The following is a 24,628-nucleotide window of genomic DNA, read 5'->3' as shown; positions in this document are numbered from 1 at the left end:
AAAAAAATCAGTTAATTACTTAATACTCTCCTTTACTACTTGTATAAATCCTTTATAATCTTGAACTTTCCCATCCTCATCTACAGTCTTCAAAATATAGAAATACGTTCCAGAAACTAAGCCTGCTGCGGCCCAATTATTCTGGTAATTTTTTGTTTGAAATACCTGATCATTCCAGCGATTGAAAATAACTAACTCATTGCTTACAAATCTAGATAGACCTGGAATTTCAAAAGTATCATTGGTTAAATCTCCATTCGGGGTAATTGTATTTGGAATGAAGAATGGATCAATTCTAACAGTAGCCGATGCACTGTTATCACTCGGGCTAAGCTCAGTATCTTTTGAGGATACTTTTGCCGTATTAACAATAGTTTTACCCAATCCATTGGTCAATGGAGCAGCCTTTACACGCACCTTAATCTCTGCAGAGGCTCCAGCTGCTAATCCCGCGAATGTCCAACTAATCTGTTGATCCCTAACCGCAGTTAATGCCGTAGCACCTATAACAGTCGAAGAAATATAACGTAAGCCATCTGGAAGATTATCAACAGCCACCACATTAGTAGCATTGGTTGTACCATTATTTTCAACCTTTAGTAAAAACTCCATCTCATTACCTTCAAACCATGAAGCAAATTCTATCGACTTGAAAATACGTAGGTTAACACCATGAATTAATTCCAATGTAACACTAGCTTCCGAACAATTACTTGGATCACTTTTTTCACAAATGCTATACTTAATTGTGTATGTGCCAGCTGCTGAGCCAATTGGAATATTCATATTTCCATCCGCATCGATACTCAAGCCAGTTAAACCTCCTGTACTAGAAATAGTAGCATTAACCTCCGAAGCTTTAACAGTAATACCGTTCAACTTATCATTAATAAGCACATTACCTAATTTGCCACTTTCAAGAATATTTAATGGCTTATTACTATAATCATCATTTGAAGCTTCAATAAGAGATTTAGGCTTAACAAAATTAACAGTTTCAATTACTGATGGATTATAGTTAGTACCATCAAAAGGATAGTCAAGCTTGGCTGTATTATCTACTTTTCCGGCATCTATATCAGCTTGCTTTACAGTATAGCTAGTGTTAAAAATCTTACTTTCTCCAATTGAAAGATTAGAAATTGTTTGATTCATACCTGTAAGAGGATCGCTAACTTTAATGTTTACTAAATCCACATTTCCTGTATTTTTAACCGTAATAGTATATTCTAATACATCGCCTACAAGACTAAAACTTGCCTGAGTAGCCTTTTTAATAATACTAACTGTTGGGTAAACTGCATTCACTGTCTTAGTAGCAGTTTTCTCTTGGGCTTTGCCACCATAAGTGAAAGATGCTTTTGCCGTATTATCAATTTTACCTGCATCTAAATCTGATTTCTTAACAGTATAAGTGGTTGTAAGTACTTTACTTTCACCTGCTGCAAGGCTAGAAATCGTTTGATCCATACCAGTAAGTGGATCTGTTACTTGAATATTTGTTAAATCGATAGCACCCGTATTATTAACGGTAATGGTATAGTTCAACAAATCACCTACCGCTTTGTAAGAGCTTTTTGTAGCCTCTTTAGCAATAGTAATGCTTGGGTAGATTGCATTAAGCAATTTATTAGCTGTTAGCTCTTTCGCTTCTCCAGCAAAGGTATAAGCTGCTTTTGCTGTATTATCAATTTTGCCGGCATCTAAATCTGATTGCTTAACAGTATAATTGGTTGTAAGTGCTTTACTTTGACCTGCAGCAAGGCTAACAATCGTTTCATTCATACCTGTTAGCGGATCTGTAACTTGAATATTTGACAAGTCTGCAGTACCAGTATTTTCAACTGTGATAACATATTCCAAGATTTCGCCTGGCAACTTGAATGAACTTTGCTTAGCTTCTTTCTTGATGTTTAAACCCGGCACTTGAACTGTAAAATTAATCTCGCAGCTTTGTCCGCCGATACTCAAGCTAAATTTACCAGTCCCTCCAACTGTTGCAGTGCCACTTAAAGTGAAACTTAGCGTACCTGAGCCTGCACTGAAAGAGCCGGCATTTAATGTTGCTGTTAAACCCGTAATTCCTGTTGAACTTAATGTTTGAGCGCCATAAAAGCCCCCATTAGCTCCTGTATAATTTACAGATAAAGTGCCTGAAGCTACCTCATCTTTTCTTATTGCTGCTGAAAATACTGCATTAGCACAGTCTAGAGAAGTAATGCTACCCTCTTCCTGACTCATACAAATAGTTTGCAAATCAGCGCTCCACGAAGAAGCCGAAAGATTACTTACTGGGGTAGTATTAAAGTATATCGTTCCCGCCGATAAGTGGAAATAACGTTTCAAAGATGGAGCAGGCATACCTGTAGTCCAGCCTTTTAAAACATTTGGTGTTGTATCAGCTTCAGTATTGTTCGTATCAATAATGTAATAATAAATCACATCACTTAGTCCGTTGAAACTCTGAACATCAAACTGACCAGAAAGGGCAGCATTAGAATAAACTAACTTATTATCTAGATCATAAATCTTTATAAATAATCCATTGGTATTTACATCGCTTTGCGATTCTCCTGCATCTCTAACACAATTTTTATTCTTATCGTTATAAGTATTTACAGTGAAATCGATTGAGGAAACGTTTGGCTCAAGGATTAAGATTTCTACTGTACATGATTTACCCCCAAATACAACAGGTAAAATAACTTTATTATTTGTAGCTGAAACTCCTTCTACTCGGTAAACCAAATTACCTCCACTTGGATTGATTGTTCCAGCCTGAAGTGTAGCAGTGAGCGTACCATTTCCTAAATTTATTGTCTGACCAGCCGGGTAGGAAGCAGCAGTACCACCTGTATATGGAATCAGTACGTCTAGTGTAGTAGCAATACCTGCTGAAATACTGTATGAATTGGCAGAACAGTCTAAATCATCAATTACAAATCCGTTCGGAACTGATGCACTTGCACTTTTCTCATAATCAACACTTTCATAACTAAATGTAGCCGTGGCTGTATTATCTACTTTTTCTTTACCCTCATCAGCTGCTGTGATAGTATAATTTGTTGTAAAGCTTTGAACAGCACCTACCGCCAGTGAAGCAATAGTCTCATCCATTCCCGTAAGTGGATCTTTTACAATAATACTGCTTAAATCAGCCGTACCATTATTCTTAACACTTATTGAATAGCTTAATACATCACCTTCCTTTTGATAGTTATTCGGATCTGTTGTACTAGTTTTTGTTATTTCAATGCAGTGGTTTAATATCTCTACAGTACTTTGAACGGTACAATTAAGTGTTAAATCTTTTACATAAACTGTGTAAGTACCTGGATTTAATTCAGTAAATGTATTGCTGGCAAACCAAGTGCTATTATCAATACTATATTCATAATTACCACTTCCACCAGTCGCGCTAAGCACAATCTTACCTTTTTTCTCGCCACATACAGCATGAACTAATTCAGAAGTTGTTGGGACTTGAAGAATGGTAATAATTGCTTTTTCGCTTAATTCTACATCATTACATCCTGAACCAGAAGCGCGAATAGAGAATTCGTTTGTTGCAGCAGTTAAATTAGAAGCAGGAACGCTTAAGTTAAGATCAGCTCCAGTTCCAACGCCACTAAGAGATGGAGATAAGGGCTGTCCTGCTTTTAAAACCGTATAGGTAACCCCTGCTTGAGCAGCTTTGATGGTAATAGTACCCGCTGTATTTGAGCAGCTTGCCGACCCTTCAACATCAAGACTTGCACTCAGTGCACTTTTTGAAATATTTATTTTATCAGTCAAAATACCTGTACAACCCAAGGAAATACGAGTACTGCGAACCATTAAGGATTCTCCAGGAGTAAGTATTACTTGAGAAGGAAGAATAAAGGTTAAATCACCTCCATTTAAATCTCCATCAAATTCAACCTTAGGGCTATAAGAATTACCAAGTTTGTCTAGTATTTCATACCTGAAGTCTTTTTCTGAATTTGAAATAGTGACAGATCTACTTGAACCAGGACAAAGATCAATATCCGAAACTGCAAGATCTAATTTTGGATCTTCAGGAACGCCAACTTTAATATCTGATGTATAATTAAAACTATCATCTACTGGACAACTAAAAATTGATTTTAATGTAAATACTCCTCTATATTCTGTTGTAACTGCGGGACTAACCGTTATAGGTATTCCCTCACCAACTTTTGTACCTAATGTGCCATTTGAATTTAAAATAAACCATTCAATATTATAAAGTGAGTTAGTAGCATTATCTGCCGACAAATTAGTAGAAGCACCCTTACATATTGGCAAATTAGAAGCAGTTGCCATTGGTGGCGAGTTAACCGTACTTAGTTCAACATTAAAATCAAGTCCAGAACAAGCACTCACAACATTAACAATATAATTACCTGCTGCAAGTCCAGAGAATACATGCTCTTTAACTGGGGATGCCAAAGTAACAGTGGCACGTACAACATTAGTCCTAGTGACATCATATAAAGTCATGGTTAGCGGATAAATCAATGTCCCTGAAGCAACTGTAACACTAATATTTCCTGAATTTGAACTTGTACTTGCAGGATCACAAAAAACAGTAGTAATACCTAGATTAATAGGTGAAGAAGGTGCGATTGTGAGTTTTTTGGTATATGAAAAAGTCCCTCTTCTTTTATGCAGCGCTGAATAAAAAGAATTTCCTCCCCTTGAAAAACGTAGAGAATAATCACCACTTGCTAGATTAGAGAACTGACCAGAAGGAGAACTATTAGTAGCAATTTGTGTTTCAGTACCGTTCGAATTTATTTTGAATAATGCAACTCCAGTTGGGTTTAATGCATTTTGAGGATTTAAAGCATAGTTAATTAAATTACTATTTGCACAAGCTTCAACAACAGAAAAAGTAGGATTATAGGAAGCTCCATTTACCAGATTTACGTTTTGCGTTTTGGCAACTCCACCAGAACAAACAACACCTGAAGGACCACCCGTAATTATTGGAGACAATTCAACTTTGTATGACCCTATAGGAAGATCTATAATATCTATAGGACCAGTAAAAGATGCTTCAAAAGGGAAAGTTATAGTTTTTGCTGGAGCAGTATAATCCAAAGGTGCAGTACCTGATTGTACGGTAATGGATGTAGGGGGGGTAGCACCATTAGGTGTAATTTTAACCTTATACTCCAATCCATTTGACATTCCGCCGAAGCTAATTCCAGCTGTCCCTTCTGAAACACCATTGATGATACCTATCTGAATTCCAGAAACTGGATTAGCTGCCGCTTGAATGTTTATATCCTTAAAAGTATTTTGACAACCATCGGAAACAGTAATTCGGTATAGCCCAGGATCTGGTACAGCAGTACCAACAGAGATAGAAGTGAACATATCGTTCTGGTTAGCACTAGGAAAACTTCCCCATTCACCACTTGTAGGAAAAACTTGTACATTCCCACCAGAAATAACTCGCTCAATTTTTATCTTAGATGTAGCCGGACAATAAAAAATGCTACGATCAGGGTTACCACCAGATCCAAATACAGAAATAGAATATTCAATTTGACAGGTTGTCGGGCTTATTCGTGGAGTTGCAGTGATACCAAAAGCGTTAAGTGGCATAGGCACACTCATGGTTTTCTTCAAAGTTTTACATCCCCAATTGAAAGAAAGCTCAATAAGATCATTATTGTTTAAAGCCGGACGACCAACAGCCGCGGCATCATAGGTAAACCTATAGGCTTGACTTGGAAGAAGGCCTACATAAGTAAGATTATAAACTGTTCCATTAATTTTAATGGTAGAATTACCTGGGATCTGAATGCTCGCAAGTCTATCAGCAGTCATGGTACTGATATCCAGATTGATAAACATCTTCATAGCGTTACAATCAGTGGTGCTACCATCAGGAAGTGTAGTACATTCTCTAAAGAAGTTAGATTCCATTAGAGCGAACTTCAAATCAGCAGCAGTATTCTTAGCTAAAAATCTGTCCGCTTTAATAAGTGTTCCACATGCATCTGTGATGGTATAAGTCACATGGTCCCCATCTTTCAATCCAGTAAATGTAAATGTCCTATCATTAGTAGACGCCGAAACGATATTTGTCCCACCGGCTATCACTGCCTTAGTAATAGGATCCGTAGATTTTAATGAATAGATAAAAGGACCTACCCCACCCGTTACGCTAAGTTTTAAAGTCCCATCGGTCCCAGCAGAACAACCTGGAGCAGTGGCGATAATGGAAGCGTTAGGAACATCCATTAATACATAAGAAGTAGTAATTGTCCTTTCAACTGGTGTAAGCGAGGTAGAAGATGCATTTTTTACAATAACTCTATAGTTTGCAGCAGACAAACTACTAAAAGTAACGACACCTCCATTAGCAGGAACAGCCTGACTTGAGGCAGTAGAGTTTGTATTAGTCAAATTCCATAATTCTACAAGCCAACCAGTCTCATAAGTATTCGGACTAGTAGGTGCTGGGATATTTACTTTAATGGAACCATTGGAAAGACAAGTTGCATTTACAGAAGGATCTACCGTAAAACTTGAAACAGGTATTGTTTGAGCAAAACCTAGTCCAAACATAACTAAAACCAATAATGAAGTTAAATAAATTTTTAATTGATACATTTATTATTTTTTTAATTAATAATTTTAATTTAAAAATACTTTACTATATTGTACCCCGAATCCAGAGCTTTATTATAATTACAGCAATAAAAAATTAATTTAAAGGATAATTTATTTGTGATCTCCTTTAAATCACATGCTTTTCACAAACGCCTGCAAATTTGAGGATTATAGTTAATAAAAATGAGTACAAATACTTAAAAGTTGTCCAATTTTAAGTTTGTGAACTCATTTGTTTGATTTTCAATTCTCGAAGTGTCAAATAGACCCTCAAAACCAAATTATTGATTATTTTTTGTTAGGGTATTTTTTACTATTCATCGAAGAAAAACAGAAAATTTGATTTTTTGGAACTGAATTTCACAGAAAAATCACTAAAACACACTGAAAATTGGATTAAAAATTTCTTTAAAAGAATTATTTTTTCTCTTTTGGATAAACTAATGAAACTGATATTGCTGTTCAATTCATAAAAGCTTTCAATTTGTTTTCAATTCGAAAGATTAAGAGTTCTTCTTGTAGATAATCTTTCGGATATTTGTATTCTTATGGGGAGTGGAATCAGTATAAAAAACAAAAGAGCTTATTTTGAGTATCATATTCTAGATACTTATACGGCGGGTATTAAGTTGCTCGGGACAGAAATCAAGTCGATTCGTGAGGGTAAGGCAGATATAAATGATGCTTTTTGCACTTTTATTGACGGACAGCTTTATGTGCGCAACATGCAAATAGCTGAATATTCGCATGGGTCATTTTATAATCATGAAGCAAAACGTGACAGAATACTTCTATTAAATAAGAAAGAATTAGCAAAACTCAGAACAAATATTGAGGAAAAAGGCTTTACCATCATCCCACTAAAGATATTCACCTCCGAAAGAGGCTTTGCTAAACTCGAAATTGGCCTAGCCCAGGGTAAGAAAATTTATGATAAACGTGAAACCCTTAAAGATAGAGATGCGAAATTGGAGATGAGTAGGGCGATGAAGAGGTAGGTGAGTTTGCAGTTGTCAGTTAGCAGTTGTCAGGCTGGACGGAGAGTGGAACTACTAAGAAAAATAAGATTAGTCGAATTATTTCATATACTTTGATTCAATATGAGATAGCAGTTGACAGTTTTCAGGCTGGGCGGAGAGTAAACTAATTAAAATAATGTTTAGGTTTTTTTTAAGGTAGTGCTCAATTAACTGTGTCATTGTCATTAAGCTCCTTGCCCTTCAAAGCAAAAGAGACGATTAAAATCGATTCAAATCTAGCTGTATTCTTCTAGGAAATCAAAAAACATTTTTAGACATTTTCAGTCCTTATTCTTTGCCTAACTCAATGAATATAACCATATTCAGTTATTTGAATTTGTCTTTATTCTTTGCTAATTATTAATAATCAAGAATCAATGTCTATATTAACGAGAATCCGATAACTGCCAACTAACAACAGTCAACTGACAACTGACAACCGATAACTGACAACTGATAACCGATAACTGACAACTGATAACTTACAACTGATAACTTACCAAGCCTTCTCCCCCACCAGCGGTACAAATCGGAAGGTGTCTAAAACATATCGCTCAAAATCGTTTTCACCAACTCTTAAAACGGTAATCATTTTCTGTGATTTTTCATCCCCGACAGGAATTACCAAAATACCGCCTATTTTTAATTGTTTTAAGAGTATTTCTGGGACAAGTGGTGCTCCTGCCGTAACAATTATTTTATCATAAGGTGCATGTTCTGCGATTCCCTTAGATCCATCTCCATAAAAAAACTCTGCTTGATAACCTATATGAGGCAAAACCTGACGTGTACGATTATAAAGATTTTCTTGCCTTTCAATGGTGAAGACTTTAGCTCCCAATTCGATTAAAATACAGGTTTGATAGCCAGAACCCGTTCCTATTTCCAATACCTTATCACCCGATTTGATGTGCAATAGCTCTGTTTGATAGGCCACGGTATAGGGCTGAGAGATAGTCTGTCCATCGCCGATTGGAAATGCGATATCCTTATATGCTTGATTCCAGAAGGTTTCGTCAAAGAAATAGTGGCGCGGGACTTTCCCAATGGCATTTAACACATTTTCATCGGCGATACCCCGCTCTCTGAGATATTCCACCAACTTTTTCCTTGCCCCCTTCTCGCGGTATCTATCAACTAATTTATGTGCCATCTGTACACAAAAATACGCTTATTGCTTGTTTATGGAAATTAATTAGTCAGAAAAATAAGAATGTTTTTTAATAAGGATCAACATCAATATGCATATAAACGCCTTTATTAACTGGCTGACTATCAAAGTGAATCAAAATTTGTTGAAGCGCTTCTTTGATTTTTTGAATCGACACTCCTTCCCTTTCAACCTTAATTAAAATAGTTTGGATGTAATAATTACGAATTCTACTAATCATTGGAGCTTCAGGACCTAAAACACGATCCCCAAATTGCGCTCTTAATATTTTAGCCAATGAATTTGCAATTACAACAAGTTTTGAGATATCCTTATGCTTCACATCCAGCTGAATTAAGCGATAAAGTGGTGGATAATGGAAATTTCTACGCTCCAAAATCTCTGTATCGAACATTTCTTCGTAATTATTTTTAATCACTTGACTTATAATCCTGTGGGATGTATCATAAGCCTGAATAATCACTTTACCCTGCTTTGCACGTCTGCCTGCGCGACCGGATACTTGTGCAAGCATCTGATAACTTCGCTCAAAAGCCCTGAAATCAGGATAATTTAACATGCTATCTGCACTTATAATGCCAATGGTAGTCACATTTCCAAAATCTAAGCCCTTTGCAACCATTTGAGTCCCGACCAAAATATCAATCTTACCTTCCTCAAAATCATTTAAAAGCACTTGAAAACTGTTACGAGTACGTGTTGAATCAAGATCCATACGTGCTATACGCGCATTTTCAAATATCCGCTGCAGCTCATCCTCAATTTTTTCGGTACCGAAGCCCTTTTGTTCTATTCGTGTAGAACCACAAGCGGGACAAGCGTTTAAGATATCCTGCTTATATCCGCAATAATGGCAATGTAGCTTGGCACTGCTTTTATGAAAAGTTAAGCTCACATCACAATTAATACATTTTGGAGTATATCCGCAGGTAGTACATAATAAAACGGGAGTATAACCACGGCGATTTTGAAATAAAATAACTTGCTCTTTCCGCTCCAAAGCTTCTTTAATTTCTTTAATTAAAACCGACGTAAAATGCGATTGCATGGTTTTTCGCTTAGTCTCTTCAGCAATACTAACCACTTCAATTAAAGGAGATTTAACCCCTCCAAAACGTCCCTTTAGAGTAACTAGACCGTATTTTTTGATTTTTGCATTATAAAAACTCTCCATACTTGGAGTGGCTGATCCCAAAACAATTTTAGCTTTATGTAAATGTGCTAGATAAATTGCGGTATCTCTCGCATGATATCGTGGAGCAGGATCATATTGCTTATAGGAAGATTCATGCTCTTCATCTACTACAATTAAACCTAAATTCTTAAAAGGCAGGAAAATAGATGAGCGGGCACCCAAAACGATTTTATACTCCCCTTTTAAAACCTTTTGCCATACCTCTGCACGCTCATTATCATTAAATTTAGAATGATAAACACCAATTTGTCCGCCAAAATGCTCTCTCAAGCGCTCTATAACCTGGGTAGTTAAGGCAATTTCAGGAAGAAGGTATAATGTTTGATCCCCTTTAAGCAACATTTGCTCAATCAAACGAATGTAAATTTGAGTCTTGCCAGATGATGTTTCACCATAGAGTAAAACCACCCCCTTTTCATTGAGTAATTGCTCCGTTTCTTGAAGAGCATAAGACTGAGCCTCATTTAGTTCAAAGTTGCGGATATCTTCTAGATCAACTGAACTTAAACGACTAACCACCTTATCCTCTTGGATAAATATCTCCTTATCAATCAATGCTTTAATAACAGAAGCAGAAGTCCCAGATGTCTCAATAAGATCTGCTTTAGAAATCTCATCTTGTTGTTTTTCAAGCTTGAAGTATGCGAGTAAGACCTCTAATTGCTTTGGGGCACGCTCTAATACTTCAAATAAAGCCTTTCTATTTTCTGCTTCTTTGTATTGAGGATTTAGAATGATAAAAGCCTTCTTTTTAGGTTTAAATTTATCGGATATTTCTTCAGAGATGATGATTACATTCTTCTCAAAAAGTGCCCTAAGCAATGGAAAGACCGTCTTTTGTCCTAGAAGCTTACTGATATCGCTCACACTTAACTCAGGATGAAGCTCAAGAGCATCAACAATTAGGAACTCCTTATCGGATAAGATACTCTTGTCAATTTCTTCAGAAGTATTGAGGACAATTCTAGTTTCACTGGCAAGTTTTAAGGCAGAGGGAAGCGCAGCTTGCATCACTTCACCCAGATGGCAGAGGTAATAATCCGACATCCATTGCCATAATTTTAACTGATACTCATTAACAATGGGCTCATTATCAAGAACATCTATGATATATTTTGCTTCATAAAGTGCCGGTGGTGTTTCAGTAATCAGGCAAATAATAGCAGTATAAATTTTACTACGACCAAATTGCACAACTACGCGCTTTCCAATGGCAATATTTTCCACTAATTCATGTGGAACACGGTACGTATAGGTTTTGGAAATTGCTAATGGTAGAATTACCTCAATAAAAATTGTCTTTCGAACAATGCCTTCATTTTCATTAAACTCAAGCATTATTTATTTTTTAGCGTGGCAACAAGAAGGCTTACCCATCCCATAATAAAAAAGAGTCCCCCGATGGGTGTAATCGGACCAATAATACTAATCTGAGAAATATTTAAAATTTCTTTCGTAGATATTAAATATAAAGAACCAGAAAAAAGGACTATTCCTATAGTAAAAAACCAGGCAGATAAGTTGATAGCACGACTATTTTTCTTTGAAAAAGTAGATAAGAACAAAAGTGCAAAAGTATGGTAGAAATGATAATCAACTGCTGTTTTCCATACTTCAAGCTCGGATGAGCTGAGACGGCCTTTTAGGGTATGAGCTCCAAAAGCTCCTAAAATCACAGCAATCATTCCAAAGATGGAGGCGGCAATAATTATACGTTTATTCATGTTATTAATTTGATTGCTAATTTAATAAACATGTTTGCAATTCTTATTTGATTCATAAAAATTTAAATTTGCTTAAATTACCATCGATGAAAAAAATTATTGGACTAATCACGGTTTTATTAATTACTGTGGGAGTCTTTGCATATTTATACTTCTCAAATTTGCACGTTGATAGCCGCAATAATACTAGGTTATTATCTGAAATACCATCTGATGCAAGCTTAATTTTGCAATTCCAACATGAGCAAGATTTATTCGATATACTGAATGAGAACACACTTTTCGATACCATTGCAGGTCCACAAAAGAAGGCAGAGATAGGATTTTTAAGAAAATTTATTGCAAAAAACACCTTTTTAGAACCCCTAACCAAAAATCAATTGGTATTCTTATCATTTCATCCCTCCAACACTAATGGCGTACACTATTTATGGTCAATCAACACCATTAATATACAAAAAAAAGATGACATAATCAAACTTTTAAACCTGAATAATGAATACAAACTTAAGGAACTAAAAGAGAATGGCTTAAGTATCTTTCGAATTGAAACCCAGTATCCTGAATATCCATTTTATTTCATAATTGATCAAGGGATTGCCAGAGGAAGCTCCAATAAGGATTTACTACTTAGAAGTGTTAACAAAAAATCAACTAAAATTAATTCCGAATTCATTAAAATTATTAATGAAGGCATTAAAAAAGATGAAAATGCATTAGTAAATCTTTTTATAAATTATAATAAAAGGGCCTTAATAAGTCCGTTTTTAAAGAGAACGATTAGTGGTAATTTCGCATTATTTGAGAGTTTTTCAGGCTATTCGAGTCTTACTTTAAACTATAAAAAAGATGCTTTAATGTTCAATGGAGAAAGCCGTCTTGAACCTAATCAAGGTGCATATATAAAGTTATTTTTGAATCAATCGCCCGTAAAGAATAGCCTAAAACAGATTATACCTTATAATACTGCTAACTCAATCATTTATGGTTTATCCAATTTTAAAGCATATCAATCTGATCTAAGAGCACTATTCAAAGAGAATAAAGAATTGGAAAAGCTAGGGGAGCAGATGAAAAAAATTACATTGGAGACAGGCTTAAATCCCGATCGAGACATTCAAAAATTATGGGGCAATGAATTTTCAATTATTCAGCTTTCAACATTTGAGAATTTAGCAATTATTAAACTGAAAAACGGCACACAAATGCAATTTTTCATGGAGATTTTAAGTTCATCCTATTCTGAAAATATAAAAAAAATGAATTATGGCGACATATTTTATTATTATTGGGGCGAACCATTAAAAAAATACGTGAAGCCATTTTACATGATTCAAGACAATTTACTGATACTTTCAAATTCGCCTGGCACCTTACAGAGATATGTAAAGGATTATAATTCTAATAGATTTCTTGTAAATATGGATACGCATAAGCAGTTTGACCAATATGTCAGCGATCAAAGTAATATTTCATTCTTACTTCATTTCAGTAATTCGGGAAGCTTGTTGCAGGATTTATTGAAAAGGAATTATGCTGGAAATTTTGGAACAAATAAAAGTGGGATTAGTGATCTTTATGCCTTTTCTTACCAGTTAACAAGTAATAAAAGTCATTTTTTGACTAATATTTATACCGGGTACAAATCATCAACAATACAAGAATCTGTTTTAAACGTAGATAGTTTAGACATTAATTAAAATTAAATGAGCAAAACTCAATTCCAACAGAAATTATTGAGAATTTTTTTCACTTTAGCTACCTTTATCTTATTGTCAGCTATTACGGCAAATGCACAACAATTTTCCCTTTATAATAGTCGCACGCTCTATGATAGTTTCGAAAACCCATCCCAAAGAGCCTATCAAGTGGATACCAGTAAACGAATAGCCTTCAATTTTTTTATTCCCACGATTAGTTTCAACACCACCTTTTCTGGTCCTGCAGAATCTGCGTTTAAGAAATTAATTTACAATGGTTTATTTAATGGGCGAGATCTTGTTTTAGGACAAAACAGAAAAAACACCCTTACTTTAAATTCGAATAATTATATAGCGATGCTTCGAATATTAAAATCGGTCAAGAAGTACCAAGAAATAGGTGTATCATGGCAAATTAGAAGTGATACACGAGCCGAAGTAACAAATGAGGTATTTGCTGTATTTGATGACTATCGGATATTCAATGGCAATTCTGTAGACGACCTATTTAATGTAAATGCTTATAATCAAAACTATCATCAATTTAGTTTATCCTACCGACAAAATCCTACAAAACGATTGGCTATTGGAGCAAAATTTAGTGTCTTAAGTGGTATTAGTTATAGTAATTTAAAAGTTTCAAAATCAGATATTGAAATTGATGAATTAGCCGATATCATGGAGGTTTCATTGGCTGGAAGCTTAAGATCAAGTTTCAAGTTTAACAAGTTTCAAAATGAAATGCTTAAACCCAACTTTAAAAATCCCGGATTATCAGTCACCGCAAGTGCGAGCTATAAATTGCGTGATGGCTGGTTTATAATGGGAAATTTAAAAGATGTGGGATTCATTAAGTGGAATAAAGATTCCTATCAATATGATTTTGACACAGGAAAAATGATAATTAATAATGCTTCAAATGAAAGTGCAGATGAGCGACTTGCAGATAGTATTGATAAAAATATAAGTGCGCTATCTAAAAATAAATCATATGCGAGTGTATTAAATGGTAAAGCAGAGCTTTTAATCAATAAAAATTTTGGCAATTACCGTCCGAATTTAATTCTATCGAAAAGCGTTTACTACAAGGGAGGAGATATCGCCTTGGTAAATAATTTCCATGTAAAACAGTATGTGTTTACAGGCTTGGCAAATTATAATACGAATGGTTTTTTACAATTAGGCGGACAGTTTATGATTAAAAAGCCTAATGTTGAATTCTATGGCGGCAGTGATCATTTCATAAAATCAATTGAATTCTTCAAGAATAGCCTTAAAAATCAAAGCACTTATCCTAGTGGCTATACTGGAGTATCATTTTATTTAGGATTTGCTGTAAAATTTGGAAGAGTCATGGAGCATTCTGCCAACGCGACTCAAATTCCGGGCTTTACAAAAAATCCTAATGGGGGATTTTTAAAGAGATTAGTTAAGAAGAAAGATTAAATATTGCTTTTCTTAGGACTTGTAATTAGAAAATCCTTCAGATAAAAAGGTTCGAAATAAGCTACATCTTCAAATTGTACTTGGTTAAATTTTTGCAATGCCAAGGCATTTAAATGTGCTGCTGATGTTGAAAAATCTAAAAAATGCATGTTTTTTTGACCTGAGAATAATGTTTTAAATTTATCTGAACCATTCCCAAAAAGGAATAGCTCATAATTATCAAATTCTCTGAATGAGTTATCATCAATAATTTTGGCGCTTACGGCTTCAACAGGGCTCAAATCTTTTCGATAAATACCTGTATAAACCTCCATCCTTCTGGCATCTATCATCGGTATTAAAAGACTATTTTCTGGAAAATCAACAGATTTTAACAAACCAGAGGCCATTGCTTCTATGGTATCAATTGCAATTAGGGGAATATCAAGAGCATAGCAAAGTCCTTTAGCTGTAGAAACACCAATTCTCAATCCGGTATAAGAACCTGGGCCCATACTAACCGCAACAGCCTGTAAATCAGAATAGTTTTTCTCAGCGTTTAACATCACTTCCTCGATAAAAAGTGTGATTTGACCGGCATGAATATTAGATTCATTGAGCTCCTTAAGGGCAATTATATGTCCATTTTCGCTTAATGCTACTGAGCAAGTAGTTGTAGCAGTTTCGATAAGTAAGATCAAAGGATTTTTCATATTTGCAAAGGAGCTAAATTATCAACAGATAAAAAACATCAAGGTACAGGATCATGGCCATGAGCGCCCCAAGGATGACAGCGAGCGATACGTTTAACAGTTAACCAGCCACCCTTAAATGGTCCATGTTTCCTAATTGCTTCCAAACCATATTGGGAGCAAGTTGGATTAAATCGGCAGGATTGACCAAGAATTGGAGAGATTAAATACTGATAAAATTTAATCAGCAATAGGAACAGTGCAGAGAAAGACTTATTTATTAATTTACCTATCATACTGATTCAGAAATATTCTTCTTTAAACGTTGAATAGCGCTGATAAATTTCTTTTCTAAAGATGGATATTCAGCTATTTCGTTTCCAATATAATTAATACCGAAAATTATTTTTTCTGAACGTTGATTGAGGAATGAATAAAGCAGTTCAGACTTATTTAAACGATAAATTTCACGAATTCGACGTTTGAGTAAATTTCGATCTACAGCCTTCTTAAACCTTTTTTTGGGAATACTAATCAGTATTTGAGCTGGAAATTGCAGATCTGAATCGGCAACTAACCAAATAATACGGAAAGGATAAACTAAAAAAGAAGAACCATTATGATAAAGCTTATCAATAAGCTTTACGTTACATAATCGTTCTTCTTTGTTAAAACTGTTCATTTTGATTGTTTAATTAGCCTATAATCAAGCAGATAATGATCTACAAGATCGTAAAAGACTACGAAAATACAATCAAAATTATGCTTTATGGCGACGTTCGTCAGATACTGATAGTCTCTTTCTACCTTTAGCTCTTCTAGAAGCTAATACCCTTCTTCCGTTTGCACTGCTCATACGCTCTCTAAATCCGTGCTTATTTCTTCTTTTTCTTTGAGAAGGCTGGAATGTTCTTTTCATGACTTTTTAATCTATTATTACTCTAAAAAACAGGAATGCAAATATAAGCTTGATTTTTCACAATTCAAACAAAGATTTAAAATAAGCAAATGTTTTTTCAAAAAGGCATTTGTATGGATTTAATGAAATAAAAATCCATCATTTTAAATTTTCGCTCTTTAAAAAAAGCTTTATTAAGCAAAAGCCCTTAATTATTTAGCTTGTTGTTTCAATAAATCTCTAATTTCTGCAAGAAGTGTTTCTTCTGGACCAGGTGCAGGAGCGGCTGCTGGTGCGGCTTCTTCCTTACGTTTCAGCGTATTAATGGTTTTTATAACCGCAAAAATACAAAATGCAACAATTAAGAACTGAATAACTGCATTAATAAAATTACCATAACGAATAGCAACTTCTTCTACCTTATTAATAGCGTCTGCTGAAACTAAAACAAGTTTCTTTTCAGAGAAATCAACCCCACCAATTAAAAAACCTAATGGTGGCATCAAAATATCATCAACTAATGAGGTAATAATTTTTCCAAATGCGGCTCCAATGATCACCCCGACAGCTAAATCAACCACATTACCTCTAGATATAAATTCTTTAAACTCTTTAACAATTGCCATAATTATTTTAATATTTTTTACTATAATCTACAATTATAAACTTTTTATTTAACTTAAACAAAAACAATTTGCTGTGAAGATGTTTACAAAAATTACAATTTATCTATTCCATACGCCATTAATTGTGTAATTTTGTATTAGAATTTCTATCATGTTAAGACAAAATCTCCAGCAAAAGCTTCTTCAAAAACTTTCTCCACAACAAATTCAGTTCATCAAGTTGTTGCAAGTACCCACTGTATCACTTGACACAAGAATTAAAGAGGAGCTTGAAGAAAACCCTGCCCTTGAAGATTTAAGTTTGGCGAACATGAATGAACCCATTGAAGAGTATCCTGATCGCGATCCAGATGATACTTTCAATTCGGAAGATGGTCAAGAAAGCATGGATGAGTTTAATGTTGATGATTATTTACAAGACGACAACATTAATGACTTTGGATCAAAATATGAACAAAACGGTGATGATGATGATGAGCGAAAGGAAATTCCCATTGCGGTACAAAATTCATTTTTCGAAAGTTTACAAGCACAGCTGGATCTAGAACCCTTATCAGACAAGGACTTTAGAATTGGTCAGCAGATTATAGGAAGCCTAGATGATGATGGTTATTTAAGAAGGCCAATAAACTCACTAATTGATGACCTTGCTTTTTCACAAAATGTATTTGCTGAGGAGGAGGAGGTATTAGAAATATTAAAAGTTATTCAAACATTTGATCCAGCGGGAGTTGGCGCAAGAGATTTGCAAGAATGTTTATTGATACAGCTTCAAAAAAGAGAGCAAACACAATCTGTTGTAAAAGCAATAAGAGTGGTTGAAGATTACTTAGATGAGTTCACCAAAAAACATTATGACAAGCTTGAGAGAGCCTTAAATATGGATTCTGAGGAGCTTAAAGAAGTAATTCATGAGATCCTTAAACTAAATCCTAAGCCGGGTGATTCGAATGCGGTAACCACAAAGCAGCTTCAAATTATCCCAGATTTTCATATAAGCAACAATGATGGCGTATTATTTTTGACCTTAAATTCAAAAAATGCTCCTGAATTACGTGTTAGCAGATCTTACCAAGACATGTTTGAGCATTATGATAAATCGGCTCAAAAAGATAAAAAACTAAAGGAAGCGGTACAATTTGTAAAGCAAAAATTAGATTCTGCGAAATGGTTTATTGATGCTATCAAACAACGTCAGCAAACCTTACTTAAAACGATGAATGCCATCATGCATTATCAATATGATTATTTCTTAACCGGCGACGATAAAAATCTAAAGCCAATGATTTTGAAAGACATCGCAGATCGAATAGGGATGGATATTTCTACTGTCTCGAGAGTTGCGAATTCAAAATATGTACAAACTGAATTTGGAACATTCTTATTAAAATCTTTTTTCTCAGAAGCTATACAAATGGAAAGCGGAGAAGAGGTTTCTAACAAAGAAGTGAAAAAAATTCTTGAAGAATGTATTGGAAAAGAAGATAAAAGACGCCCATTAGCGGATGAAAAGCTGACAGAAATTCTAAAAGAACAAGGTTATAATATTGCTAGAAGAACGGTAGCTAAATACCGTGAAGCCATGAACATACCTGTAGCGAGGTTGAGAAAAGAACTTTAATATTGAGCTTTTCTTACCAACTTTTTTGAGGACAAGTAACCTTATATCTATTGTTTAGATATATTCCTAATACAACTTCATGGCTACCATTACTTACTCGATTTAAACCAGAAGTTGTAAAATCGTAAGAATAACCAACATTCATAAAAGAACCTAAATGAAATCCGGCCATTCCGGCAAATGCATCATCTTTACGAAAACTTCCTCCTACCCATAATCGGTCTTTGTAAGCAAGTTTAAGGTTTACATCAACAGATACAGGAACAGGATTTACTGATTTAATTAATGCTGAAGGCATCGCAGCAAAATCATCACCCAAATAGAGTTTATACCCTAAGCTTGCAAAAAAGTGAGGAACATTCTTGCCTTGATTGTAATTAACAGGATCATCACTAAAACCAATGGGGTTTTTTAATAATTGCTGAGCTGAAATACCTGCAAAAAAACGCGGACCATATAACCATATTCCAGCACTCATATCAGGCTTAAACTGATTAAAGTTATCCTTACCCATAGCCTGATCAGTTGGGTTTTCAAGTTGAATCTGTGTTTTATCGAGGAATATTTTAGAGACTCCTGCAGCAAGTCCAACAGAAACATTAATCTGCTCCGTTATTCCGATGTGATAGGCGTAATTTAAATTCACATCAGTACGTGAAATAGGACCTGCTTTATCTGAAACCGCAGTAAATCCAACTCCATGATGAGGCTCGGAAGCCATATAATTTTGAAGATATGAGCGGTTATTGGGGTTTGATCCCCCACCCTGAGCAACAGAAGTGGAAGTCCCATAACGAAAATTATTACCCAATGGAGCATGTATAGATACATAGGAAGTAACTGGAGCGCCACTTAAGCCTTGCCACTGACTCCTATAGCCTGCTTTTACATCAATGTAATTCTCTATACCTGCAATTGCTGGATTTAAGACAAAATTATTTAGAATGTATTGTGTGTACTGTGGTTTCTGCTGCGACTTTGCTGCAAAGCCAAAAAAAATACAGAATATTGTTATTACCGCTTTATTCATCCTTATAATTTTTGAGTCTGTTACTCATCCCTGTCATATTAACCTTTGCGGTTTAAATTTCAGGATTAAGGTAGTAAATAATGTTTCAATAAATAATATAAAGAGCAAATTTGTTTAATAAAAACAATGTGAATTATATTTTTGTTTCAGCGACATATTTTTAAAAAAACACAGAATTAACGACAAAATCAATAAAATATTTCTTTGTAATTAATTTTTATAAATATAATCAATAAATTATATATTTTATATTAATTTAAAATTAAAAAATAATTAATTTTTTATAATATTAAAAAGCCTAAAGAAAAATCTCTAGGCCTTTAAAAAATATAATAAAACCAGTTTATTTTTTAATAGAATCAATTATCGCCAAGGCTTCTTTGGTTGAAGCAATAAGTTCGGCATATTTTTTATTTTCCATTACATCTTTACTCACCAATTTACTTCCCATTCCAACGGCACAAACACCTGATTTGAACCAAGCTTCAATATTAGCTTTATCAAGCTCAACACCACCTGTAGGCATAAATAATAAATTTGGGAACAATTCTTTTATTGCAGACATAAAACCTGGACCAAGAATATTGCCAGGAAATAGTTTAACCATTTTGGCACCCAATGTCTCGGCTTTTATAATTTCACTCGGTGTCATACATCCCGGCACCCATAATAAATCATACTTATCAGCTACATCAGCAACGCTTTCTACTAAACCGGGACAAATAATATAGTCGGCACCCGCATCAATAAATGTTTGAGCCATTTTACCATCTTTTATGGTACCAATTCCGAGATACATTCCCTTAAGCTCTGAATCAACTACCTTACGCATAGCTTTAAAATTAGCAAGCGCCGCTTCTCCCCGATTGGTATATTCTACGGCGCGAATTCCTGCCGAATACAAAGCTTTTAATAATTCAATACTTGTTTCTTCATCTTTATTGAAGTATAATGGCAATATACCCTGCTCTGGGATTAATTTTAAAAGTTCTGTTTTTTTACTCATTATTGTATTATTAGATTCTAAGTACGCCTCTAATTTAAATAATTAATAAATTAAAACAATCTTAACAAGCTTAGCTTTTCGTAACAATTTACAGTGAAAATGCGATTTTAAGATGCTTAAGACTTTTAATTGTCGCTCATTAGTGTATTTTTGTTATAACGAACAAGAATTTTTAACAAGCTTTTTTTCATATAAATATAAAATAAATCATGGCTAAGAAAGTCGTAACACTTGGAGAAATAATGATGAGATTATCCACTCCTGATTTCAAGAGATTTGTACAGAGTGATAGTTTTGATGTTACTTATGGTGGTGGCGAGGCGAATGTTGCTGCTGCATTATGTAATTACGGACTCAATGGAACATTCGTTTCAAAAGTGCCTAATAACCCTTTAGGGCAATCGGCAATTAACCATTTACGCCGCTATGGTGTTGATACACAATTTATGGCTAGAGGTGGCAATAGATTAGGAATTTACTTTCTTGAAACTGGTGCATCCATGCGCGCATCTCAAGTAGTTTACGACCGTGCTGATGCATCTATTGCAGATGTTGATGCGTCTGAATTTGATTTCGACAAAATTTTTGAAGGAGCTGATTGGTTTCATACAACAGGAATTACCCCTGCTTTGAGCGATAAGGCCGCAGCATTAACTGAGGCAGCATTAAAAGCAGCTAAAGCTAGAGGAATTACTACTAGCATCGATCTTAACTACCGTAAAAAATTATGGAGCAAGGAAAAAGCGAGAGAAGTAATGACTCGCCTTTGCCAGTATGTAGATGTTTGCATTGGTAATGAAGAAGATGCAGATACTACATTAGGTTTTACAAGTAAAGGAACAGATGTTACAAAAGGTGAGCTTAATTTAGATGGTTACAAAGATGTTTTTCAGCAGATGAAAGCAAAATTTGGCTTTAAATATATTGCTTCTACTCTAAGAGAAAGCCATAGTGCCTCTGATAATGGCTGGTCAGCATTAGTATATGATGGTACTGATTTCTATCATACCAAATCTTATGAAGTTAGAATTGTTGACCGTGTTGGAAGTGGAGATTCATTTGCCAGTGGTTTCATTTACGGCTTAGTAACTGGAATGAAGATGAGCGATGCAGCTGAATTTGGCGTTGCCGCATCAGCTATTAAGCATACTATTCCGGGCGATTTAAACCATGCAACATTAGCAGAAGTTAAAGATCTGGTTGGTGGCGATGGCTCTGGTCGCGTTCAGAGATAAATAAACTCATTTTAAATCCGCCTCAAAAGGGCGGATTTTTTTTAATTAAAATAGAATTATGATCATAGATAGTTTAGAAAATGCTGAAAAATATAGCAGCATTCATCCCCTTTTTGCTGAAGCCTTCAAATACATCAAGTCGATCGATTTAAAAAACGCTGAAATCGGCAAAACCGACCTCAAAGAAGGGTTAAAAATAATTGTTGCCGAAAAAGAAGGAATGACAACAGAGGAATCTACTGCAAAATTTGAATGTCATAATCAAAATATTGATATCCAACTATGCATTACCGGTAAAGAAAAAATGGGTTGGAAGTCGCGGCAATCCTGCAAATCACCAAGAGGTGAATATAATTCAGAAAAGGATGTACTATTTTACGATGATGGTCCAGACATGTATTTTGAATTAACTGACAATCAATTTGCTATTTTCTTTCCTGAGGATGTACATGCACCCATGATTGGAGATGATGTTATTAAAAAGCTTATTGTTAAAGTAAGCGTCTAATTCAATTATTATTAAAAAAGGGATATTTTGATTGCTCAAGACATCCCTTTTTTATTCCCAATTCAAGAATTAGCAATTTTTTCCATGTATTTCTCAGAAAGAGTACGTGTAACTTCTCCTGGCTTGCCATCGCCAATCAATTTTCCATTAATTTTTACTACGGGTAAAATATTTTTGGTTGTACTTGTAATAAAAACCTCTTTGGCTTGGTGAAGCTCTTCCAAGCTGATATCCCTAGCTTCTGTTTTAAATAGAGTTTGTGACAGCTGAAAAACATGTTTTCTGCTGACTCCTTTCAGCATTTCAAACTCGGGACTTAATACCTGATTATCCTTATTAACAATAAAAATATTGGCCCTTGGACATTCCCGAATAAATCCTTTGCTATGATACAAAACGTCGTCAGCCTTCTTCTCTTTCAATACAGGCTGTAACCAAATAGCATGAAGATAATCGAGCGTCTTTGCACCAGAGAATTGTCTTTGATACTCATCAGTAATAAGGCTTATCCCCTCTTCATTGAGTTTATTTGGGATATGAAAACTCTGCTGACTAATAATTAGATTGGGTTCAGCAATTGTGAAACCATCGGGAGAAAAACCGCCTGTTAGGATAATTTTAATGCCCGAATCACCTAAATTATTAATAGCTATAAGCTTTAAGATCCTATTTCTAAGCTCATCTCTACTTGTTTTAAAGTCCAAGCGCATTGACTTTGCAGAATGAAAGAAACGATCGAGGTGATCCTCTAAAAAAATAGCCTTGTTATCAATTGTTTTGAGAAAATCAAAGATTCCATAGCCCCTCTGAATGGCAAGATCTGTGATACTTAACTGGGCTTCATCTGCAAGAATTAAAGAATTATTAAGCCATACATGAAGTTTATTCATTATTTCAAAAATTATACATTAAAATAAAGGCTGAAAAATGCCTAAACAATAATAAACAATTATTTAAAGCAATGACTAATAAAGGCTGAGGAAATTATAGATTCAACGTATGGTAAAATTTTTAACACTAATACTTTTTATGAATAGTTTTGAATCCTTACACTTATATTGCATCTGTATATTTTAATATACGAAAAAAACATGAAAAATCAAAGAAAAAACGAATAAATCGAAAATTTACTATTTCAAATAATACCTCAACCCATGCGCAGTTCCAAACTATATTTCACAGCATTGACATTAATCTTGTCGCTTAATTTAGTATTTGCACAAAAACCATCTGTATTAGAGGGAAAAGTTATTGTTATTGACCCCGGTCATGGTGGTACGGCTGCAACAGATAGTTATCGTCAGGGGCCAACAGGAGAACGTGAAGAATGGATTGACCTTAGAGTAGGATTAATTCTAAAAGATCTTCTGGAGGCCAAGGGAGCTAAAGTTTTAATGACTCGCACAAGCGATGTTTTTGTCCCACTTGATGCTCGATCCAAATTAGCCGTAGATAATAAAGCTGATTTCTTCGTTTCGATTCATCATAATGCTACTGCTGATTCTAGTGTCAATTTTCCGATCATCTATTATCACGGATTAGCGTCCTCAAATAAAGCCGGACTGAACTTTAGTAAAGAATTAGCTAAAAACTTGGTAAAATACATGTACAAAACAAAAGTACCGGTAAGTATAGTTTCAGATTTTACCGTGTTTTCATCTGCAGGATCGTCTGTACTACGAGGCACATATGGCATTCCGGGGGTTTTAGCTGAGGCATCATTATTTACTAACCCAGAAGAAGAATCACGTTTAAAACAGAAGGAGCATAATTATAATGAGGCATTTGCCTTTGCGGTGGCAATTGAGGACTTTTTTACAGGAAGTATCCCTCTTATTCAACCCAAAATCTCATCAGATTTTCCAACACCATTTGCTACACTTCAAGAGGCAGAGCGCATGAGCCCTATTGCAAAACGCTGGTACCAAGATTATCTTGATGCTAAAGAATTGATGAAAAGCAAGAACAAAGAAAACCTTCAAAAAGCCTTTGATCTATTTACACAATCTGCCAAATCATTTCCAGATTCTTATGTTGCTGGAGAATGCCATAAATACAGAGCTGAAATTTTAAACAAATTAGGCAAAATTGATGAAGCCTTACAAGAGGAAAAAAGAGTTAGAGAATTTTATCCAAACTAAAAAAAAT

General features: G+C 34.8%; 19 protein-coding genes. 7 read left to right on the top strand and 12 right to left on the bottom strand.

Features of this window, described 5'->3' with window-relative positions:
- Positions 1 to 15 precede the first annotated feature (15 nt).
- A complete protein-coding gene (locus tag QZ136_RS05630) occupies positions 16 to 6,630 on the bottom strand; it encodes a gliding motility-associated C-terminal domain-containing protein (RefSeq protein WP_291401287.1) in 6,615 nt (2,204 codons plus the stop codon).
- A 548-nt stretch (positions 6,631 to 7,178) separates the two neighbouring features.
- On the opposite strand from QZ136_RS05630, the gene smpB reads away from it, so the two are divergent.
- A complete protein-coding gene (smpB, locus tag QZ136_RS05625) occupies positions 7,179 to 7,628 on the top strand; it encodes an SsrA-binding protein SmpB (RefSeq protein WP_090698302.1) in 450 nt (149 codons plus the stop codon).
- Positions 7,629 to 8,145: 517 nt separating this feature from the next.
- On the opposite strand, the gene QZ136_RS05620 is transcribed toward smpB, so the two are convergent.
- From QZ136_RS05620 to QZ136_RS05610, 3 genes are all read right to left on the bottom strand, one after another.
- Positions 8,146 to 8,802, bottom strand: a complete 657-nt coding sequence (locus tag QZ136_RS05620) for a protein-L-isoaspartate(D-aspartate) O-methyltransferase (protein ID WP_291401282.1) — start codon at positions 8,800 to 8,802, stop codon at positions 8,146 to 8,148.
- A gap of 67 nt (positions 8,803 to 8,869) precedes the next feature.
- Positions 8,870 to 11,353: a primosomal protein N' gene (gene priA, locus QZ136_RS05615; protein WP_291401280.1), complete on the bottom strand. Its 2,484-nt coding sequence runs from the start codon at positions 11,351 to 11,353 to the stop codon at positions 8,870 to 8,872.
- Entirely contained in the window at positions 11,353 to 11,739 is a 387-nt protein-coding gene (locus QZ136_RS05610; protein ID WP_291401278.1) for a DUF423 domain-containing protein, read from the bottom strand. The genes priA and QZ136_RS05610 overlap by 1 nt, the downstream gene beginning before the upstream one ends.
- Before the next feature lie 86 nt (positions 11,740 to 11,825).
- On the opposite strand from QZ136_RS05610, the gene QZ136_RS05605 reads away from it, so the two are divergent.
- Together QZ136_RS05605 and QZ136_RS05600 are read left to right on the top strand one after the other, a co-directional pair.
- Positions 11,826 to 13,439, top strand: a complete 1,614-nt coding sequence (locus QZ136_RS05605; protein ID WP_291401275.1) for a hypothetical protein — start codon at positions 11,826 to 11,828, stop codon at positions 13,437 to 13,439.
- 6 nt (positions 13,440 to 13,445) lie between these two features.
- On the top strand, positions 13,446 to 14,885 hold the full coding sequence (locus QZ136_RS05600) for a DUF5723 family protein (RefSeq protein WP_291401273.1): 1,440 nt from the start codon (positions 13,446 to 13,448) through the stop codon (positions 14,883 to 14,885).
- On the opposite strand, the gene tsaB is transcribed toward QZ136_RS05600, so the two are convergent.
- From tsaB to mscL, 5 genes are all read right to left on the bottom strand, one after another.
- A complete protein-coding gene (gene tsaB / locus QZ136_RS05595; protein ID WP_291401271.1) occupies positions 14,882 to 15,577 on the bottom strand; it encodes a tRNA (adenosine(37)-N6)-threonylcarbamoyltransferase complex dimerization subunit type 1 TsaB in 696 nt (231 codons plus the stop codon). The two genes, QZ136_RS05600 and tsaB, sit on opposite strands and share 4 nt — an antisense overlap.
- Before the next feature lie 38 nt (positions 15,578 to 15,615).
- Positions 15,616 to 15,852, bottom strand: a complete 237-nt coding sequence (gene yidD, locus QZ136_RS05590; protein WP_291401269.1) for a membrane protein insertion efficiency factor YidD — start codon at positions 15,850 to 15,852, stop codon at positions 15,616 to 15,618.
- Complete coding sequence (rnpA, locus tag QZ136_RS05585; RefSeq protein WP_291401267.1) at positions 15,849 to 16,238, bottom strand: ribonuclease P protein component; 390 nt, start codon at positions 16,236 to 16,238, stop codon at positions 15,849 to 15,851. The genes yidD and rnpA overlap by 4 nt, the downstream gene beginning before the upstream one ends.
- Before the next feature lie 78 nt (positions 16,239 to 16,316).
- A complete protein-coding gene (gene rpmH, locus QZ136_RS05580) occupies positions 16,317 to 16,475 on the bottom strand; it encodes a 50S ribosomal protein L34 (protein WP_079701901.1) in 159 nt (52 codons plus the stop codon).
- Between the two features lie 191 nt (positions 16,476 to 16,666).
- Positions 16,667 to 17,080, bottom strand: coding sequence for a large-conductance mechanosensitive channel protein MscL (gene mscL, locus QZ136_RS05575; RefSeq protein ID WP_291401264.1), 414 nt, complete (start codon positions 17,078 to 17,080; stop codon positions 16,667 to 16,669).
- Positions 17,081 to 17,231: 151 nt separating this feature from the next.
- Here mscL and rpoN point away from each other — a divergent pair, with 151 nt between their 5' ends.
- On the top strand, positions 17,232 to 18,701 hold the full coding sequence (gene rpoN, locus QZ136_RS05570) for an RNA polymerase factor sigma-54 (RefSeq protein WP_291401262.1): 1,470 nt from the start codon (positions 17,232 to 17,234) through the stop codon (positions 18,699 to 18,701).
- Positions 18,702 to 18,714: 13 nt separating this feature from the next.
- On the opposite strand, the gene QZ136_RS05565 is transcribed toward rpoN, so the two are convergent.
- A complete protein-coding gene (locus QZ136_RS05565) occupies positions 18,715 to 19,731 on the bottom strand; it encodes a type IX secretion system membrane protein PorP/SprF (RefSeq protein ID WP_291401260.1) in 1,017 nt (338 codons plus the stop codon).
- 343 nt (positions 19,732 to 20,074) lie between these two features.
- Positions 20,075 to 20,737 (bottom strand): bifunctional 4-hydroxy-2-oxoglutarate aldolase/2-dehydro-3-deoxy-phosphogluconate aldolase, encoded by a 663-nt coding sequence (locus QZ136_RS05560; RefSeq protein ID WP_291401258.1) that lies wholly within the window; start codon positions 20,735 to 20,737, stop codon positions 20,075 to 20,077.
- Between the two features lie 209 nt (positions 20,738 to 20,946).
- Between QZ136_RS05560 and QZ136_RS05555 the strand changes: the two genes are divergently transcribed.
- Entirely contained in the window at positions 20,947 to 21,972 is a 1,026-nt protein-coding gene (locus tag QZ136_RS05555) for a sugar kinase (protein ID WP_291401256.1), read from the top strand.
- Between the two features lie 58 nt (positions 21,973 to 22,030).
- Positions 22,031 to 22,480, top strand: a complete 450-nt coding sequence (locus tag QZ136_RS05550; RefSeq protein ID WP_291401254.1) for a YhcH/YjgK/YiaL family protein — start codon at positions 22,031 to 22,033, stop codon at positions 22,478 to 22,480.
- 62 nt (positions 22,481 to 22,542) lie between these two features.
- Here the strand turns inward: QZ136_RS05550 and QZ136_RS05545 are convergent, their stop codons facing one another.
- Positions 22,543 to 23,370 carry an aminotransferase class IV gene (locus QZ136_RS05545; RefSeq protein ID WP_291401252.1) on the bottom strand — a complete coding sequence of 276 codons (828 nt, stop codon included), beginning with the start codon at positions 23,368 to 23,370 and terminating at the stop codon, positions 22,543 to 22,545.
- 264 nt (positions 23,371 to 23,634) lie between these two features.
- Here QZ136_RS05545 and QZ136_RS05540 point away from each other — a divergent pair, with 264 nt between their 5' ends.
- Entirely contained in the window at positions 23,635 to 24,621 is a 987-nt protein-coding gene (locus tag QZ136_RS05540; RefSeq protein WP_291401250.1) for an N-acetylmuramoyl-L-alanine amidase, read from the top strand.
- Positions 24,622 to 24,628 lie beyond the last annotated feature (7 nt).

It is taken from the genome of Daejeonella sp., from assembly GCF_017495225.1.
GTDB lineage: Bacteria > Bacteroidota > Bacteroidia > Sphingobacteriales > Sphingobacteriaceae > Daejeonella.
Note: the sequence above shows the minus strand (reverse complement) of the source record. Positions and strands in the feature narration are given on the sequence as shown.

Coding starts and splice junctions, on each gene's coding strand:
- QZ136_RS05630 (WP_291401287.1), bottom strand. CDS start 6,630: ATGTATCAATTAAAAATTTATTTAACTTCATTATTGGTTTTAGTTATG.
- smpB (WP_090698302.1), top strand. CDS start 7,179: ATGGGGAGTGGAATCAGTATAAAAAACAAAAGAGCTTATTTTGAGTAT.
- QZ136_RS05620 (WP_291401282.1), bottom strand. CDS start 8,802: ATGGCACATAAATTAGTTGATAGATACCGCGAGAAGGGGGCAAGGAAA.
- priA (WP_291401280.1), bottom strand. CDS start 11,353: ATGCTTGAGTTTAATGAAAATGAAGGCATTGTTCGAAAGACAATTTTT.
- QZ136_RS05610 (WP_291401278.1), bottom strand. CDS start 11,739: ATGAATAAACGTATAATTATTGCCGCCTCCATCTTTGGAATGATTGCT.
- QZ136_RS05605 (WP_291401275.1), top strand. CDS start 11,826: ATGAAAAAAATTATTGGACTAATCACGGTTTTATTAATTACTGTGGGA.
- QZ136_RS05600 (WP_291401273.1), top strand. CDS start 13,446: ATGAGCAAAACTCAATTCCAACAGAAATTATTGAGAATTTTTTTCACT.
- tsaB (WP_291401271.1), bottom strand. CDS start 15,577: ATGAAAAATCCTTTGATCTTACTTATCGAAACTGCTACAACTACTTGC.
- yidD (WP_291401269.1), bottom strand. CDS start 15,852: ATGATAGGTAAATTAATAAATAAGTCTTTCTCTGCACTGTTCCTATTG.
- rnpA (WP_291401267.1), bottom strand. CDS start 16,238: ATGAACAGTTTTAACAAAGAAGAACGATTATGTAACGTAAAGCTTATT.
- rpmH (WP_079701901.1), bottom strand. CDS start 16,475: ATGAAAAGAACATTCCAGCCTTCTCAAAGAAAAAGAAGAAATAAGCAC.
- mscL (WP_291401264.1), bottom strand. CDS start 17,080: ATGGCAATTGTTAAAGAGTTTAAAGAATTTATATCTAGAGGTAATGTG.
- rpoN (WP_291401262.1), top strand. CDS start 17,232: ATGTTAAGACAAAATCTCCAGCAAAAGCTTCTTCAAAAACTTTCTCCA.
- QZ136_RS05565 (WP_291401260.1), bottom strand. CDS start 19,731: ATGAATAAAGCGGTAATAACAATATTCTGTATTTTTTTTGGCTTTGCA.
- QZ136_RS05560 (WP_291401258.1), bottom strand. CDS start 20,737: ATGAGTAAAAAAACAGAACTTTTAAAATTAATCCCAGAGCAGGGTATA.
- QZ136_RS05555 (WP_291401256.1), top strand. CDS start 20,947: ATGGCTAAGAAAGTCGTAACACTTGGAGAAATAATGATGAGATTATCC.
- QZ136_RS05550 (WP_291401254.1), top strand. CDS start 22,031: ATGATCATAGATAGTTTAGAAAATGCTGAAAAATATAGCAGCATTCAT.
- QZ136_RS05545 (WP_291401252.1), bottom strand. CDS start 23,370: ATGAATAAACTTCATGTATGGCTTAATAATTCTTTAATTCTTGCAGAT.
- QZ136_RS05540 (WP_291401250.1), top strand. CDS start 23,635: ATGCGCAGTTCCAAACTATATTTCACAGCATTGACATTAATCTTGTCG.